Origin of the sequence: Actinokineospora sp. NBRC 105648, assembly GCF_030269645.1 — a bacterium.
Lineage (GTDB): Bacteria > Actinomycetota > Actinomycetes > Mycobacteriales > Pseudonocardiaceae > Actinokineospora.
In genome coordinates this window covers 21151-35112 of sequence record NZ_BSTR01000006.1, presented here as the reverse complement: position 1 = coordinate 35112, position 13962 = coordinate 21151, and the positions used below count along the sequence as shown (strand labels likewise).

Below are 13962 nucleotides of genomic sequence, written 5' to 3'. Positions count from 1 at the left end.
GTAACTGGGCGATTTCGCTGCTGTGGCAAGGAAAACCGTGCCGGTGGAAGCCGTAGTGGAAAACTAGCCGAGCCCAGGGGCCGCGTCGGGCACCCGCGTGGGCAGCACGTCGGCGGTTGCCGGGGTGCCCGGCAGCCACAGGTCGTCGGCGTCGAGCGCGCCGGTCGTGTACTTGCCCAGCGCGCTCGTCAACAACCGGATCTCCAGGGCCAGCGCCTCGACCAGCCGCACCAGCCCGCGGTCGGGGTCCTCGTCCACCGCGACCAGGGCCGCGCGACCGAGGCCGACCGCGCGGGCGCCCAGGGCCAGGCACTTCACCGCCCGCGCGCCCTCCCACACCCGGCCGCTGGCCAGCAGGCAGCCGCCCGGGACGCCGACCCGCCGCAGGCACTCGGCGAGCGGGAGGCCGACGGTGTCCAGGAACGCCGTCGGCGCCCACCCGCTGCCGCCCTCGGCGCCGTCGACGGTCACCGCGTCCGCGCCCGCCGCCCAGGCCACCGCGGCGGCCGCGGCCACGTCCCGGGCGCCGGGCAGCTTCACCCACACCCTGGCGCGCGGGAAGTTGTTGCGCATCAGGCGGATCTGCTGCCGCAGGATCTCGTCGGTGAACGTGCCCGGACTGCTCGAGCGCAGCACCCGGTCGTCGGCGAAGATCGCCGCGAGGGCGAACTGGTCACCGACCCGGCGGGCGGCCTCAGCGCCGAGCACGGTCATCCCGCCGAGCCCGGGTTTGGCGCCCTGGCCCACCTTCAGCTCGAAGGCGAGCCTGCCCGCGGCCAGCAGCGGCGCCACGGCCGGGTCGCTGTAGACCAGGTTCCACACCTCGGCGTCGGCGTCCTCGGTGCTCTGCTGCACCACCACCCCGCCCACGTCGTCGGGCACGCGCTCCAGGTAGGCCCGGACCCGGGCCAGCAGCACCGCGCCCGCGTCGGCGGTGTCGCGGCCGTACCCGTTGACCGGCACCACGTTCTCCCCGATCACCATCGGGATGCCCAGCTCGCCCGCCTGCCGGGCCGCGGCCACCCCCAGCCCGGCGCTGCCGAGCTGGGTCGAGCCGAAGGCCGAGAGGTAGAGCGGCAGGGTGGCGGTGAACCCGCCGACCGAGGTGCGGGTGTCCACATCGGAGTAGACCGGTTCCCGGCCCAGCTCGATCAGCTTCTCCAGCCTGCGCGGCATGAACACCGGCGGCACCAGCCGGGTCCGGTCCAGTTCGTCCACAGTGGACCGATCGGGTGCTTCCCCGTAGACCTGCTCACCGTAGCCCGACAGCTCGGGGAACACCGCGGCGGCACCGGAGCGGGCCCGGTCCCGGATGGCGGCCTCCGGCAGGCCGTGCGCCCGGACCGTCACGGCGCCACCAGACCCGGGACCTTGGGGTAGGCGTTGACCTGCCACACCGAGTCCAGCCCGGTGAGGAACCGGGTGAGCCGCTCCAGGCCCATCCCGAACCCGGCGCTGGCCGGGATGCCGTCGCGGACCATGTCCAGGTACCACTTGTACTTCGCCGGGTTCTCCCCGGTCTCCCGCATCCGGGTGACGATGGTGGCGTAGTCGGACTCGCGCTCGCTGCCGCTGACCAGCTCGCCGTACCCGCCGGGCACGATCAGGTCGAAGTTGCGCAGGGTGCCGGGCCGCTCGGGGTTCTCGCGGTCGTAGAACCCGCGCGAGCCCTTGGGGTAGTCGGTGACGAAGAACGGCCTGCGCGCCTTGTGCGAGAGCAGTTCCTCGCCCTCCCACTCGATCTCGGCGTCGGCGCTCTGCGGGTACTGCAGGTCGTGCAGCGCGGCCACCGCCTCGGTGTGGGTGAGCACGTCGAACGGCTCGCGCAGCAGCTCGGCGAAGACCACCGGGTCGCGGCCCAGCGCGGTGAGCTCGTCGCCCGCGGTGCGCAGCACGTGCCGCACGACGTGCACCAGCAGCCGCTCGGCCAGCCTGCGCGCGTCGGCCCGGGTGCCGCCGGAGATCTCCACATCGATCTGGTGGAACTCGGCGAGGTGGCGGCGGGTGTTGCAGGTCTCCACCGGCTCGGCGCGCACGTTGGGGGCGATGAAGAACAGCTTGTCGAAGGCGAGCAGCGACGCCTGCTTGTAGAGGATGCCGCTGGTCATCAGCTTGTAGCGGTGGCCGTAGTAGTCCACGTCGAGCTGCTTGGAGCCGCGCACGCCCGGGTCGGTCACCGGGCCGATCACCGGCGGCAGCAGCTCGATGAACTCCTCGCCCGCGAGGAATGACCTCGCGGCGGTGAGCACCTGCTGCTGCACGCGCAGCGCGGCGCGGGTTACCGGCGAGGCCAGGTGCTCGGGCGGCGACGGTGGCAGGTAGCCGGGTTGGGTGGTCGTCGGACCCGGTGCGGTGATGGTCATCTGTACTCCCAGGACGGGCCGGTCGACCGCGCCCGCGGTGGCGGGCACGCGGTCGTAGCGGCGTTGCAGGTGCGAGAGCGCGGCCAGCAGGCCGGTGGAGGTCGGTCCGCGACCCGCGGTGGCGGGCCCGGCGCGGAAGGGCAGCGAGCCGGTGTCGGCCCAGCGCAGCCGCCCGGTCGGGTCGATCTCGCCGGTGGCCCGGCCGGCGTTGTCCGGGTGCAGGCAGTAGGGCACGTCGAGGTAGCCGAGGCGGAAGGCCTCGGGCAGCGCCTCGGCGACGGTGTCGGCCAGCCCGAGCACGGCCATGACCAGCGCGCGGGCCTCGGTGTGCACGGTGGTGTCGGCCGGGTCGGGGTCGGCGTCGGCCCAGCGGGTGGCCGCGGCCACCTCGGCGGCCAGCCGCAGCGCGGCGGTGTTCTCCGCGATGGTCGGGATCCGCCAGGCCTCGGCCTCGGTCTTGACGATCAGCCGGGCGGCCCCGGAGCGCACCGCCAGCCGGGCGCTGGCCTCCAGCACGGCCGCCGCGCCGTGCGGGGTCTTCGGGTAGAGGCCCATGTAGGTGTAGACCACGACGTGCCAGTCCACCCCGGGCAGCAGTTCGGCGGCCAGCCTGCGCAGCGCGTGCACGGCTTCCTCGTCCTGCTCCTCGTCGACCTGCTGGGCGTAGCTCAGCGAGACGCTGCGCAGGCCGTGCTGGGCGAAGAACAGGCCCTCCAGCACGCTGATCGCGACGAGCATGCTGGGCGGGCAGAGCTGGCCGAGCATGCACCCGCCGAAGGTCTCCACGTGCGCGCCGCCGCCGGGCGCGGCGGCCAGGATCTCCGCCGTGCGCGACCAGTGCCCGACGGCCTCCCGCAGCGGCATCCGGCTGTAGGGCAGGCAGTAGGACACCGGCCCGCCCTCGGTCGCGGTGAGCCCGGCGGCCAGCGAGGTGCGCACGATCTCCTGCGGGCGCGCCGAACCGTGGCGCACCTGCACCGGGAAACCGGTGTCGCGGACGCCGTCGAGGACGGCCGCGGTCCGCTCGGCGCCGTGCGAGACGATCGGGAACCCGTTGAGCGGCACGCCCGCGGCGAGCGCGCGGTCGGCCGCGGCGACGTCGCCGACGCGGGTGTAGCTGTCGATGGTCAGGGTGCCGACGGTGGTCGCGGCGACGCGCTTGGTGGCCAGCAACCCGGCCCGCGAGGTCGCGGTGTCGCTGAAGCCCATCCTCGGCTGCACCACCAGCCGCCCGGCCGCCCTGGCCTGGGCGACGAACGCGCCGAAAGACCCGGCCGCGGCGGTCATGACGCGACCCTGGCGCGCAACTGGGCGAGGTCGTCGGCGAAGGCGGCCAGCTCGGTCTCGGCGTAGACGCGGTCGAAACCGGCCGCCAAGAGCTGGTCCCGGCGCGCCGCCGCGGTGCCGTCGTCGCCGTGGATGCCGAGCTTGCCGCCGATCACCAGCGGGGTACCCGCCAGCTCGGGGCGGGCCCGCAGCCGGGGCGCCACCCGCACGGCGTCGGTGAACCCGTGCCCGTTGACGGTGCTGATCACGACCAGCCGCGGCCGCGCCCGCGCGCACTCGGCGACCAGCAGGTCGTCGGGCACGCACGGGCCCAGGTTGAGCACCGGGTGGCCGATCTCCCGCACGAGCAACTGGAGGTAGACCAGGTTCCAGGTGTGCGAGTCCGAGGAGGTGCCGCTGATCACGACCGGCTCCCCCGACAGTGGGGACATCATCATCCACGCTCACAAGAGTCGTTGTCCGGCTTGGGTTCCCGGGGTTTCCGGTCCTAAGAGAACGGTAGGTCCGGGCAGCCGCCCCGACCGGCAGTTAGCGCGGCAGCCGCACGGCGTCTGCGCGCGCGGCCCGGGAGACGGCGACCCCGACGACGGCGAGCGCGGCCTCCGCCCGCGCGGCGGCGGTCGAGGCCGTGGCCGCGGTGGTGATCACGTGGCCGACCCGGTCCTGGAACGAACCGGTCGGCTCGCCGAGCCGCGCGCCGACGGCGGTCGTGACCCGCGCGGCGGCCACCCCGGGCAGGGCGGCGGCCTCGCGCAGGCCGCTGACGGCGCTGACCACGCCCGGCCCGCGGGCGAGCACGAACCGGATCGCCGCGGCCCCCGGACCACCCACCGCGGTCGGCGGCGGTTCCCCGCACGCGCGCGCCACGCAGGCGTCGACCAGGTCGAGCCCGGTCGCGGCGGCGACCACCGCCGGGATCATGCCGCCCGCCAACCGGGGGTTCACCTCGATCAGCACCGGCCCGGTCGGGGTGAGCCGCAGCTCGGTGTGCGCCGCGCCCCAGCCGACGCCGAGCGCGCTGAGCGCCGCGAGGGTCGTCTCGACCAGCTCGTCGCGCTCGGTGTCGCGCACGCGTGCGGGGAAGTCGTGCCCGGTCTCCACGAAGAACGGTTGCGCGCCAAGGTGTTTGCCGGTGATGCCCGCGACCGTGTCACCCACGGTCTCCACGGAGAACTCCCTACCGCGGGCGAACCGCTCCACCAGCACCACGGGCTCACGCGGGGCGCCGCGCTCGTCGGTGGTCATGGCGAGCAGGACCCCGACGGCGCGGGCCACCTCGTCCTCGTCGGCGCACAGCCGCACCCCGAGCGAGCCGGACCCGGTGGCGGGCTTGACCACGACCGGGAAACCCAGCTCGCGCGCGGCGAGCACGCCGTCGACCGCGTCGGTGGTGACGACCCGGAACCCGGGCACCGCGATCCCCGCCCCGGCCAGGGTGGCGCGCTGCCACGCCTTGTCCCGGCACGAGCGCACCGCCACCGGGTCGGGTCCCGGCAGGCCGAGGTCCGCGGCGACCTCGGCCGCGGTGGCGATGAAGTACTCGGAGCTGGAGGTGATCCCCACGACCCGCGACAGCGACCGGCACGCGGCCAGCACCGCGGCGGCGTCGCCGGTGTCGACCACCAGCCGGTCGACCGAGTCGGTGTCCAGGTACGGGTAGCGGCCGGGCGCGGCGGTGAGCACGATCGGCCGCAGCCCCCTCGCCCGGGCCCGGGCGCAGAACACCTGACCGGAACCGGTGGTGTTGCTCTCGACGAGCACGAACCAGGCGGTCATCGGGCACCGCCCGCGAGCGCGGTGACCTCGGCGTCGAGGTGGGAGTCCGCCGCCAGCAAGGCTTCGCGGTGCCCACGGGCGAGTGCGGCGCGCCCGGCGGCCGCCGCGGCGGCCTCGGCGAAGATCGAATCGAATGCGCCTGGTCCACCGCCCCGGTCGGTCTCGGCGACCACCGAGGGGAGTGCGCTCGCGGGGAGCCCGAGGTCGCCCAGGTCTGTTGTGCCGGTGGCTACTGCGGTACGGACTGCGGCGCCCACGGCGTGGTGCGCGGCGCGGAACGGGGTCCCCGCGCGCACCAACCGGTTCGCGGCTGCCGTGGCCATGGTGAAACCGCGTTCCGCCCGCTCGCTCATCCGATCGGCGACCGGAGTGGCGCCGCCGACCAAGACCTGGCACAGCAGCACCGCCCCGGCCACCGCCGCCAAGCCCGGCCGGGCCGCGGCGACGGCCTCGGTGCCGACCTCGATGGTGTTGGTGAACGGGGTCGACTTCGTCATCGCCGCCGCGGCCGTCCAGGCCCCGATCGCCGCGCCCGCCTTGGCCTTGACGTGTTCGAGCAGGAACGCGTTGCGCTTCTGCGGCATCGCCGAGCTGCCGCCGACGAGCCGGTCGGGGAAGGCAACCAGGCCGAACTCCGCGCTGCTCCACAGCTGCAGGTCGGTACCGAGCCTGCTCAGCGTGATGCCCAGCCCGGCGACCGCGGCCAGCACCCGCAGCAGGACGTCGCGGCTGGCGACCGCGTCGACCGCGTGCGCCGGACCGTCGGAGAACCCGAGCAGGCGCGCGGTGAGCGCGGGGTCGAGCGGCAGGTCGGTGCCCGCCACCGCGCACGCGCCCATCGGACACCGGGAGAAGCCCTCGGCGGCGGCGAGCACGGCGTCGAGGTCGCGGCCCAGCGCCACCGCGACGCCGAGCAGGTAGTGGCCGTAGGTGATCGGCATCGCCGCCTGGAAGTGCGTGTACACCGGCATGACGACCTCGCGGTGCGCCCTGGCCCGGCCCAGCAGCACCGACTCCAGCCGCAGCGCCTCGGTGAGGAACCCGGTGAGCCAGGCGCGCAGGCCCAGGATCGTCGTGGTGGCCTTGAGGTCGTTGCGCGACCGTCCAGTGTGGAGCTTGCCGCCGACGTCGTCGCCGAGGCGGGCGGCGAGCTGGTTCTCGTACATCAGGTACGCCCCGCGCGGGGCGGGCACGCCGTGCAGGGAAGCGAAGTCCTCCGCGCGCAGCGCCCGGATCTCCCGCAGCAGCGACCCGGCGGTGTCGGCGTCGAGGAGGTCCTGCCGGGCGAGCATGACCACGTGCGCCAGGTCGACGGTCGAGATCAGGCGCAGTTCCGCCGCCAGCTCCGCCGGGGTGGTGCCGAAGACCATGGCGGCGGTGCGCGCCCGCAGGCCCGTCGAGAGCCTCCCGGTCTCGAGTGCGGCGCTTTCCCGAGTGGCACGGTCTCGTGCGGCCGGGTCGAGCGTGGTGGTCACATCGCCTCCTTGGCGGTGAGTACCGGGGCGGCCGCGGCGCGGAGGTGCGCGACGACGAGCCCCAGCACGGTGAACCGGGTCCGGTCGGTGTCGTCGGCGCAGCGCACCAGGCCGCGCACGAGCAGTGCCCGCACCAGCGGCGCGCAGGCACCAGGGCGCAGCCCGCTGGCCCGCACGGCGTCGACCATCGACCAGCCCGCGCGCAGCCCGACCAGCCGGGCCAGCAGCGCCGCGACCGCCGGGTCGAGGGTGGCGACCGCGCGGCGCAGGTGGGTGTCGAGCTGCTCGCCCGCGACGCCGAACGGGTCGTCGGCCAGCTCCTCGGCCAGGGCGGCCAAGGGGTAGACGGTCAACGCGGCGGCGGCGGCCTCCAGCGCGAGGGGGATGCCGTCGAGCGCGCGGCAGAGCGCGGCCACGCCGGTCGCGGTGTTGGCTGTGAGGGCGAACCCGGGTTGTAATCGCGACAGGTGCGACACGAGCAACCGGACCGCCGGGACGGCCCCGAGGGCGACCGGGTCGCCATCGGCGTCGAGGGCGGGCACGGGGAGCGGTCCCAGTGGGAACACCCGCTCCCCCGCGAGCCCCCACGGGGTGCGGGTGGTGAGCACGATCCGCAGGCCGGGGCAGCGCTGCAACAGCTCGGGGAGTGCGTCGCGGTCGACGTCGTCGCGGTCGTACCCGTCCAGGACGAGCACCGCGGCGGTGTCGCCGACCAGCTCGGCGAGGTGCGCGGCGGCCACGTCGGCCCCCCGGGACAGGCCGCGGAAGGACGAGCCGAGCGCGGTGCGGACCAAGGCGGCCAGCGAGTCCGGCGCGGGCGCGACCGCCGCGGCGCTCCACAGCACGGGCAGGTCGCCGAGCGCGCCCGCCACCTCCAGCACGGCCCGCGACTTGCCCACGCCGGGCAGGCCGACCACGGTGACCAGCCGCTGGCTGCCCGAGCGGGCCAGCTCGGTGAGCACGGCCACCTCGGCGGCGCGGCCGACGACGGCGTCCAGCGGCGCGGGCGGCGGGGCCGAGGTGAGGTCGTGCGCGGGCGTGGCCCAGCCGGGGGCGGCCGAGGCGGTCTCGAACTCCACCCGCTCCCGCCCGGTCAGCCCGAGACCGTCGGCGAGCAGCCGCACGGTGTCGCGGCGCGGCCGGTGCGCCTTGCCGAGCTCGAGGTCGCGGATGGCCCGGACGCTGACCGTGGACAGCCCGGCCAGCTGGTGCTGGGTGGCGGCCCTGCGGATGCGGTGGACCCTGAGCAATTCGCCGAATTCCCGACGCGTGTGCGGTATGCGCATTTCACTTCCCATCACGTTCTCCCACGCCGAACCAGGTCGCGGCGCCCCGTGTCTCCAGCATCAGCACGCGCTTATCACCCCGTTATCGCGTGACCAAGCGGGCGGGCCCGCGCCCGCCGCATTGGCGATAACGCCGCGATGCCGGGCGTTTCTACTGTTGGCACAGACGGTCGGACAGCGAATACCGACCCGGGGAAAAGGGGAATCCGATGACCGCCACCACCGCGCTCACCACCGGCACCGCAGTCACCGCCATCGGCCGGGGCGCCGCCCGGACCAACCTCGGCGACACCCCGTGGGGCGGCTGAGCCGCCACCGCGGGCTCACCCGGTGAGCTTGGCCAGCTCCTTGCGGATCTCGGCCGCACCGCTGAGATCCATCGTCCGCTCCCGCAGCGCCAGTGCGTCGGTGAGCACGGCGACCGCCTCGTCGGTCCGCCCCAGCAGCGCCTTGACCGTCCCCAGCCGGTGCAGCACCCGGCCCTCGCCGACCACGTCCCCGGTGGACCGCACGGCGGCCAGCACCTCGGCCAGCTCCGCGTCCGCCTGGTCGAAGTGGCCCTGCGCGACCAGCAGCCCGCTCAACCGGTAGCGCACCTGCACCTCGACCCGCCCGCTGCCGACCCGGCCGCAGATCTCCAGCGCCGCCAACAGGTTCGCCTCCGCGTCGGGCAGCTGCTCGGCGTCGAGATCGAGCTGGGCGATCTGGCAGAGCACGTGCGCCTGGCCGACCGGGTCGCCCGCGGCGCGGAACTGGCCCAGCGCCACCCGGTAGCCCATCAGCGCCGGGTCGAGGTCGCCGCGCAGGTGGTCGACCAGCGCCAGGTTCCGGCGGGCCATGGCCTGGCCGTGCACGTCGCGCAGGTCGGTGAACTCCACCAGCACCGGCTCCAGCAGCTCCTGGGCCGCCGAGAGCCTGCCCCGGCTCAGGTGCAGCGAGGCCAGCGAGCAGCGCAGCACGGCGAGCCCGCGCCGGTTGCCCGCCGCCTCGGCCACCTCCAGCGCGCGCCGGTGCGTGTGCTCCCAGTCCTCGAAGTGGCAGCCGGACTCGAACAGGGTCACCAGGGTGATCGCCAGCTCGCAGCAGGTCTCGTCGAGCCCGGCGGCCGCCGTCAGCTCCACCGCCGCGCACAGCGTCGCGCGCTCGGATTCCAGCCACCCCAACGGATCGGCGCGCACCTGGTCGAGGTACTCCGGCGCGGGCACCCAGCGCGGCTCGACGCCGCGCAGGATCGCGTAGTCGCCACCGTAGACGCGCCGGTGCGCCGCGCCCGCGAGGGCGAGCCAGCCGTCGGCGACCCGGCTGACCGCGCGGCGGCGCTCGCCCTGGGTCTCGGTGGCCTCCAGGCGTTCCCGGGCGAAGAGCCGGATCAGGTTGTGGAACCGGTAGCGCAGCCCGCCAGCGTCCTCGGCCGCCTCCAGCATCTGCTCGTCGACCAGCAGCTCCAGCAGGTCGGCGGTGCGCGGGGAGTCGTCGTCGAGCAGCGCGGCGGCCACCCACACCGGGAAGCTCGTCACGTCGAGCACGCTGAGCCTGCGCACCAGCCTGCGGGCGTCGGGCGGCAGGCTGTCGTAGCTCAGCGCCACGCTCGCCCGCACGGCCAGGTCGCCGTGGGCCAGCTCGTCGAGCCTGCGGTGCTCGTCGACCAGCCGCCGCACCATCCAGCCCAGCGAGCGGCTCGGCCGCGCGGCCAGCCGGGCGGCCAGGATGCGCAGCGCCAGCGGCAGCCCGCTGGCCACCTCGATCAGCTCGGCGGCGGCCACCGGCTCGGCGTCGACGCGCTCCTGACCGACCACCGTGGTCAGCAGCCGGTGGGCCTGGGCGGGGTCCATCACCTCCACGTCGACCAGCCGGGCACCGGCCAGCCCGGTGAGCCGGGCCCGGCTGGTGATCAGCACGACGCAGCCGCTGGTGCCCGGCAACAGGTTCTGCACCTGGGTCTCGGCCGCGGCGTCGTCGAGCAGGACGATCATCCGGCGGCGGGCGAGCAGGCTGCGGTACATCTCGGCGCGCTCGTCGAGCGCGTCGGGCACCGACGAGCCCGCCACGCCCAGCGCGCGCAGGAACCGGCCCAGCACCTCGGCCGGGCCGACCGCGCGGGCCCGGGTCCCGCCGAGGTCGCAGTAGAGCTGCCCGTCGGGGAAGTCGGCGGCGGGCAGCCGGTGGGCCACGTGCACCGCGAGCGCGGACTTGCCGATGCCGGGCTTGCCGAGCAGCACGACCACCCGGGTGGCCGCGCGGCCCGCGCCGGCCAGCAGCAGCCCCTCGGTGCGCGCGACCAGGTCGGCGCGCCCGGCGAAGTCGGCGATGTCCCCGGGCAGCTGCAGCGGCACCTCCGCGGGCACCGCGCGGTCCGGTGTGGCCGCCGCGGGCGCGGCGGTGTCCCGGTCGGACCCGGCGGGGTCGGCGGACTCGGCGGGGTCGACGACCCGGACGCCGATCCGCACGGCGCCGTCCCGGGTGGACACGGTCCGGCCGACCGGGACGACGCGCAGGGTGTCGTCGTCGGCCAGGATGGCCCGCTCCAGCCTGCGGAGCTCGTCGCCCGGCTCCAGGCCGAACTGCTCCACCAGCAGCTCGCGACCGTCGCGGTAGACCCGCAGCGCCTCGCTCTGGCGGCCCGCGCGGTGCAGCGCGAGCATCAGCTGGCCGCGGGCGCGCTCGCGCAGCGGGTGCTCGTTGAGCAGCGCGGCGACCTCGCCGACGAGCTGGTGGTGCCGGCCCAGGCGCAGCTCCAGGTCGAACCGCGACTCGACGGCGTTGAGCCTGCTCTCGTCGAGCTGGCCCGCCCGGACCTGCAGGATGCGGCTGGGGATCCCGGACAGCGCGGGCCCCCGCCACAGCGCGTCGGCCGACCGCAGCACCGCGGCCGCCTCCGCCCATTTCGCCGCGGCGGTCAACGCGGTCGCCTCGGAAACCAGCACGACGAACCGGTGGTGGTCGACCCGGTCCTCCTCGACGCGCAGGAGATAGCCCGGCGAACGGGTGATGATGGTCGCCCCGCACTCGGCCTCGGCCAATTTCGCGCGCAGCGAGGACACGCAGATCTGCACCTGGGTGCGCGCGGTCGCGGGCGGGTCCTCGTACCAGACGGTGTCGACCAGTTGCGCGATGCTGACGACCCGGTTCGGCTCCAGCAGCAGCGCGCCCAGGACCACCTGCTGTCGCCCCGGCGCCACCCGCAGCCGGGTGGTCGCGCCCGTGCCGACCTCAAGCGGACCCAGGATCCGGTAGTCCGGCACCGCGGCGGGCACCCCCTGGCTCGGGCTCACTCGCTCCCCCTGTGGACGGCGGCGTCGGTTTCACTGTAAGCAGATTGCTGCCGCGAGGCCATCACCAAATACCTGATACTCGCCGACCGGGCACAACCGTGACCTGCGATTCCGGCGAATAGGAAAGGATATCAACCGGCGGCGAGCGACCCATGGTCCGAGCGAGTGAAGACGGCGCGGGCAATTGCCGCCGATCGGCGGTAGAACCGCTAATCCGGTGACACCCTGTTGTCCCCATTTACCGGAACTCGCCACTCTGTCGGAATTGCGGTATCAGAAGTCCGGCGCGATCGGCGGCCGGGCAACCGGGAGCGGGCGGCGGGGTGGGCCCAGGCCGAGCCCCGCGGGGTCGGTCGGTCCGCGACACCCCGTCTGGTGTGGACCGCCCGGCGCGGGTCCACGACCGACGCACCGGGGTCACACCCAAGTGGTCACCGCGGCGGGAGACCCCTCACACGATCTTGGCCGCGATCAGCCGCTGCCAGATCTCGCCCTGGTCCACCACCTCGACGCCGAGCTTCTCGGCCTTGGTCAGCTTGCTCGCGCCGACGTCGGCGCCGGTGATGAGCAGGTCGGTGTTGGCCGAGACCGAGGACGCGGTCGTCGCCCCGGCCTTCTCGCAGAGCCGCTGGAACGTCGGCCTGGGGACCTTCTCGCCCGAGCGGGGGTCGTTGATCGCCCCGGTGACCACCACCGTCTTGCCCGCCAGCGGCGCGTCCGAGGCGACCACCGGCGGCAGGTCCTCCGCGCGCACGTCCAGCGACACCCCGCGGTCGCGCAGGCGCTCGAGCTCCGGGCGCAACCTGCCCAGGTGCTCGAGCAGCGACGCCGCCACCTTCGGGCCGATGTCCTCCACCTCGACCAGACGGTCCTCCCCCGCGTCGGCGACCTCCTCCAGCGACCCGAACCCCGCGCGGCACAGCCGGGTGGCGGTGCCCTCGGAGGCGTTCGGGATCGCCAGCCCGATCAGCGCGCGGCGCAGCCCCACGCCGCGGCTCGCCGCGATCGAGTCGACCATGCGGGTGGCCGAGACCTCGCCCACCCGGTCGAACTCCAGCAGCTGCTCCCTGGTCAGGGCGTAGAAGTCCGACGGCTGCTCGAGCAGGCCCGCCTCGGCCAGCCGCTCGATCCACACCGGACCGACCGCCTCGATGTCGGCCGCGGCCCGCGAGGCCCAGTGCACCAGCCGCCGCACGGTCTGCGCGGGGCAGCCGAGGTTGACGCAGAACAGCTCCCGGCTGTTGCCCTGCTCGACCACCGCCTGGCCGCACGACGGGCACACCACCGGCGGCACGATCTCCCGCTCCGCGCCGGTGCGCGCGGACTCGTCGAGCACCCCGGCGACGAACGGGATCACGTCGCCCGCCCGGCGGACCAGGACCACGTCGCCGATCCGGATGCCCCGGGCCTTGATCACCTCCTGGTTGGCCAGGGTGGCCTTGGTGACCGTGGTGCCGCCGACGAACACCGGCTCCAGGTGCGCGACCGGGGCGATCTTGCCGGTCTTGCCGACGTCCCAGACCACGTCCGCCAGCACGGTGGTGCGCTCCTCGGCGGCGAACTTGAACGCCAGCGCCCCGCGCGGCGAGCTCGACCGGGTCCCGGCCGCGGCGTAGGCGACCCGGTCGGCCAGCCGCAGCACCGCGCCGTCGAGGTCGTAGTCCAGCCCGGCGCGCCCGGTCTCGATCGCGGTGATCACCTCGTGCGCGGCCGCCGCGTCGGCGCAGTGCCGCATGTCGGCGACGCTGAACCCGAGCGCGCGCAACCCCCGCTCCAAGTCCGCGTCGGCGGTGTCGGCCTCAGCGGTGTCGAGGTCGAAGGCGAAGAAGAACAGCTCGCGGCCCGCGACCGTGGCCGGGTCCTTGGCCCGCAGGGTGCCCGCGGCGGCGTTGCGCGGGTTGATCAGCGGCTTGTCCGGGTGCGCCGCGTTGTAGGCGGCGAAGGTCGAGCGCAGCATCACCGCCTCGCCGCGCACCTCCACCCGGCCCGGCGCGTCGACCCGCTCCGGCACGCCGTCGGCCAGCGCCCGTACCAGCGGGGTGACGTCGTCGCCGGTGGTGCCGTCACCGCGGGTGACCGCCCGGGCCAGCCGTCCGTCCTCGTAGACCAGCGCCAGCGACAGCCCGTCCAGCTTCGGCATCACCACCACCGACTGCCCGGGGAAACGCGCGAAGAACGCCGTGACCTGCTCGGGCGTGGTCGCCTTCTCCAACGAGAGCATCGGCCGCGAGTGCCGCACCGGGGCATGCAGCACCGCGGGCGCGCCGACCTGGTCCAGCGGGTTCGGGTCCGGCGCCAGCCCCGGGTTGGCCGCGATCAGCCCCCGCAGCTCGTCCTCGACCGCGTCGTACTCGGCGTCGGCCACCAGCGGCGAGCCCCGGTAGTAGGCGTCGCGGAGCACCACCACCCGGTCGGCGAGCTCTTGGATCCGTTCCTGCGCGTTCACGGCGAGGACATTACCGCTGGCCAACGACACCCCGGCCGGGCTCAGGCGCGGCCGGCA

Annotated in this window: 8 protein-coding genes; all 8 read right to left on the bottom strand. The window is 74.9% G+C overall.

Annotation, left to right across the window (positions count from 1 at the left end):
• Positions 1–63: 63 nt before the first annotated feature.
• Entirely contained in the window at positions 64–1350 is a 1287-nt protein-coding gene (locus QSK30_RS07925; protein WP_285500851.1) for a glutamate synthase-related protein, read from the bottom strand.
• Positions 1347–3650 carry an amino acid--tRNA ligase-related protein gene (locus tag QSK30_RS36805; RefSeq protein WP_352231554.1) on the bottom strand — a complete coding sequence of 768 codons (2304 nt, stop codon included), beginning with the start codon at positions 3648–3650 and terminating at the stop codon, positions 1347–1349. The genes QSK30_RS07925 and QSK30_RS36805 overlap by 4 nt, the downstream gene beginning before the upstream one ends.
• A complete protein-coding gene (locus QSK30_RS07910; protein WP_285500849.1) occupies positions 3647–4081 on the bottom strand; it encodes a cobalamin B12-binding domain-containing protein in 435 nt (144 codons plus the stop codon). The genes QSK30_RS36805 and QSK30_RS07910 overlap by 4 nt, the downstream gene beginning before the upstream one ends.
• Positions 4082–4178: 97 nt before the next feature.
• Positions 4179–5426, bottom strand: coding sequence for an ATP-grasp domain-containing protein (locus QSK30_RS07905; RefSeq protein ID WP_285500848.1), 1248 nt, complete (start codon positions 5424–5426; stop codon positions 4179–4181).
• Positions 5423–6901, bottom strand: coding sequence for a lyase family protein (locus QSK30_RS07900; protein WP_285500846.1), 1479 nt, complete (start codon positions 6899–6901; stop codon positions 5423–5425). The genes QSK30_RS07905 and QSK30_RS07900 overlap by 4 nt, the downstream gene beginning before the upstream one ends.
• Complete coding sequence (locus tag QSK30_RS07895; RefSeq protein ID WP_285500844.1) at positions 6898–8187, bottom strand: helix-turn-helix domain-containing protein; 1290 nt, start codon at positions 8185–8187, stop codon at positions 6898–6900. Before QSK30_RS07895 ends, QSK30_RS07900 begins: the two co-directional genes overlap by 4 nt.
• A gap of 323 nt (positions 8188–8510) precedes the next feature.
• Positions 8511–11459, bottom strand: coding sequence for an AfsR/SARP family transcriptional regulator (locus QSK30_RS07890; RefSeq protein ID WP_285500842.1), 2949 nt, complete (start codon positions 11457–11459; stop codon positions 8511–8513).
• A 451-nt stretch (positions 11460–11910) separates the two neighbouring features.
• Complete coding sequence (gene ligA / locus QSK30_RS07885) at positions 11911–13905, bottom strand: NAD-dependent DNA ligase LigA (protein WP_285500840.1); 1995 nt, start codon at positions 13903–13905, stop codon at positions 11911–11913.
• Positions 13906–13962 lie beyond the last annotated feature (57 nt).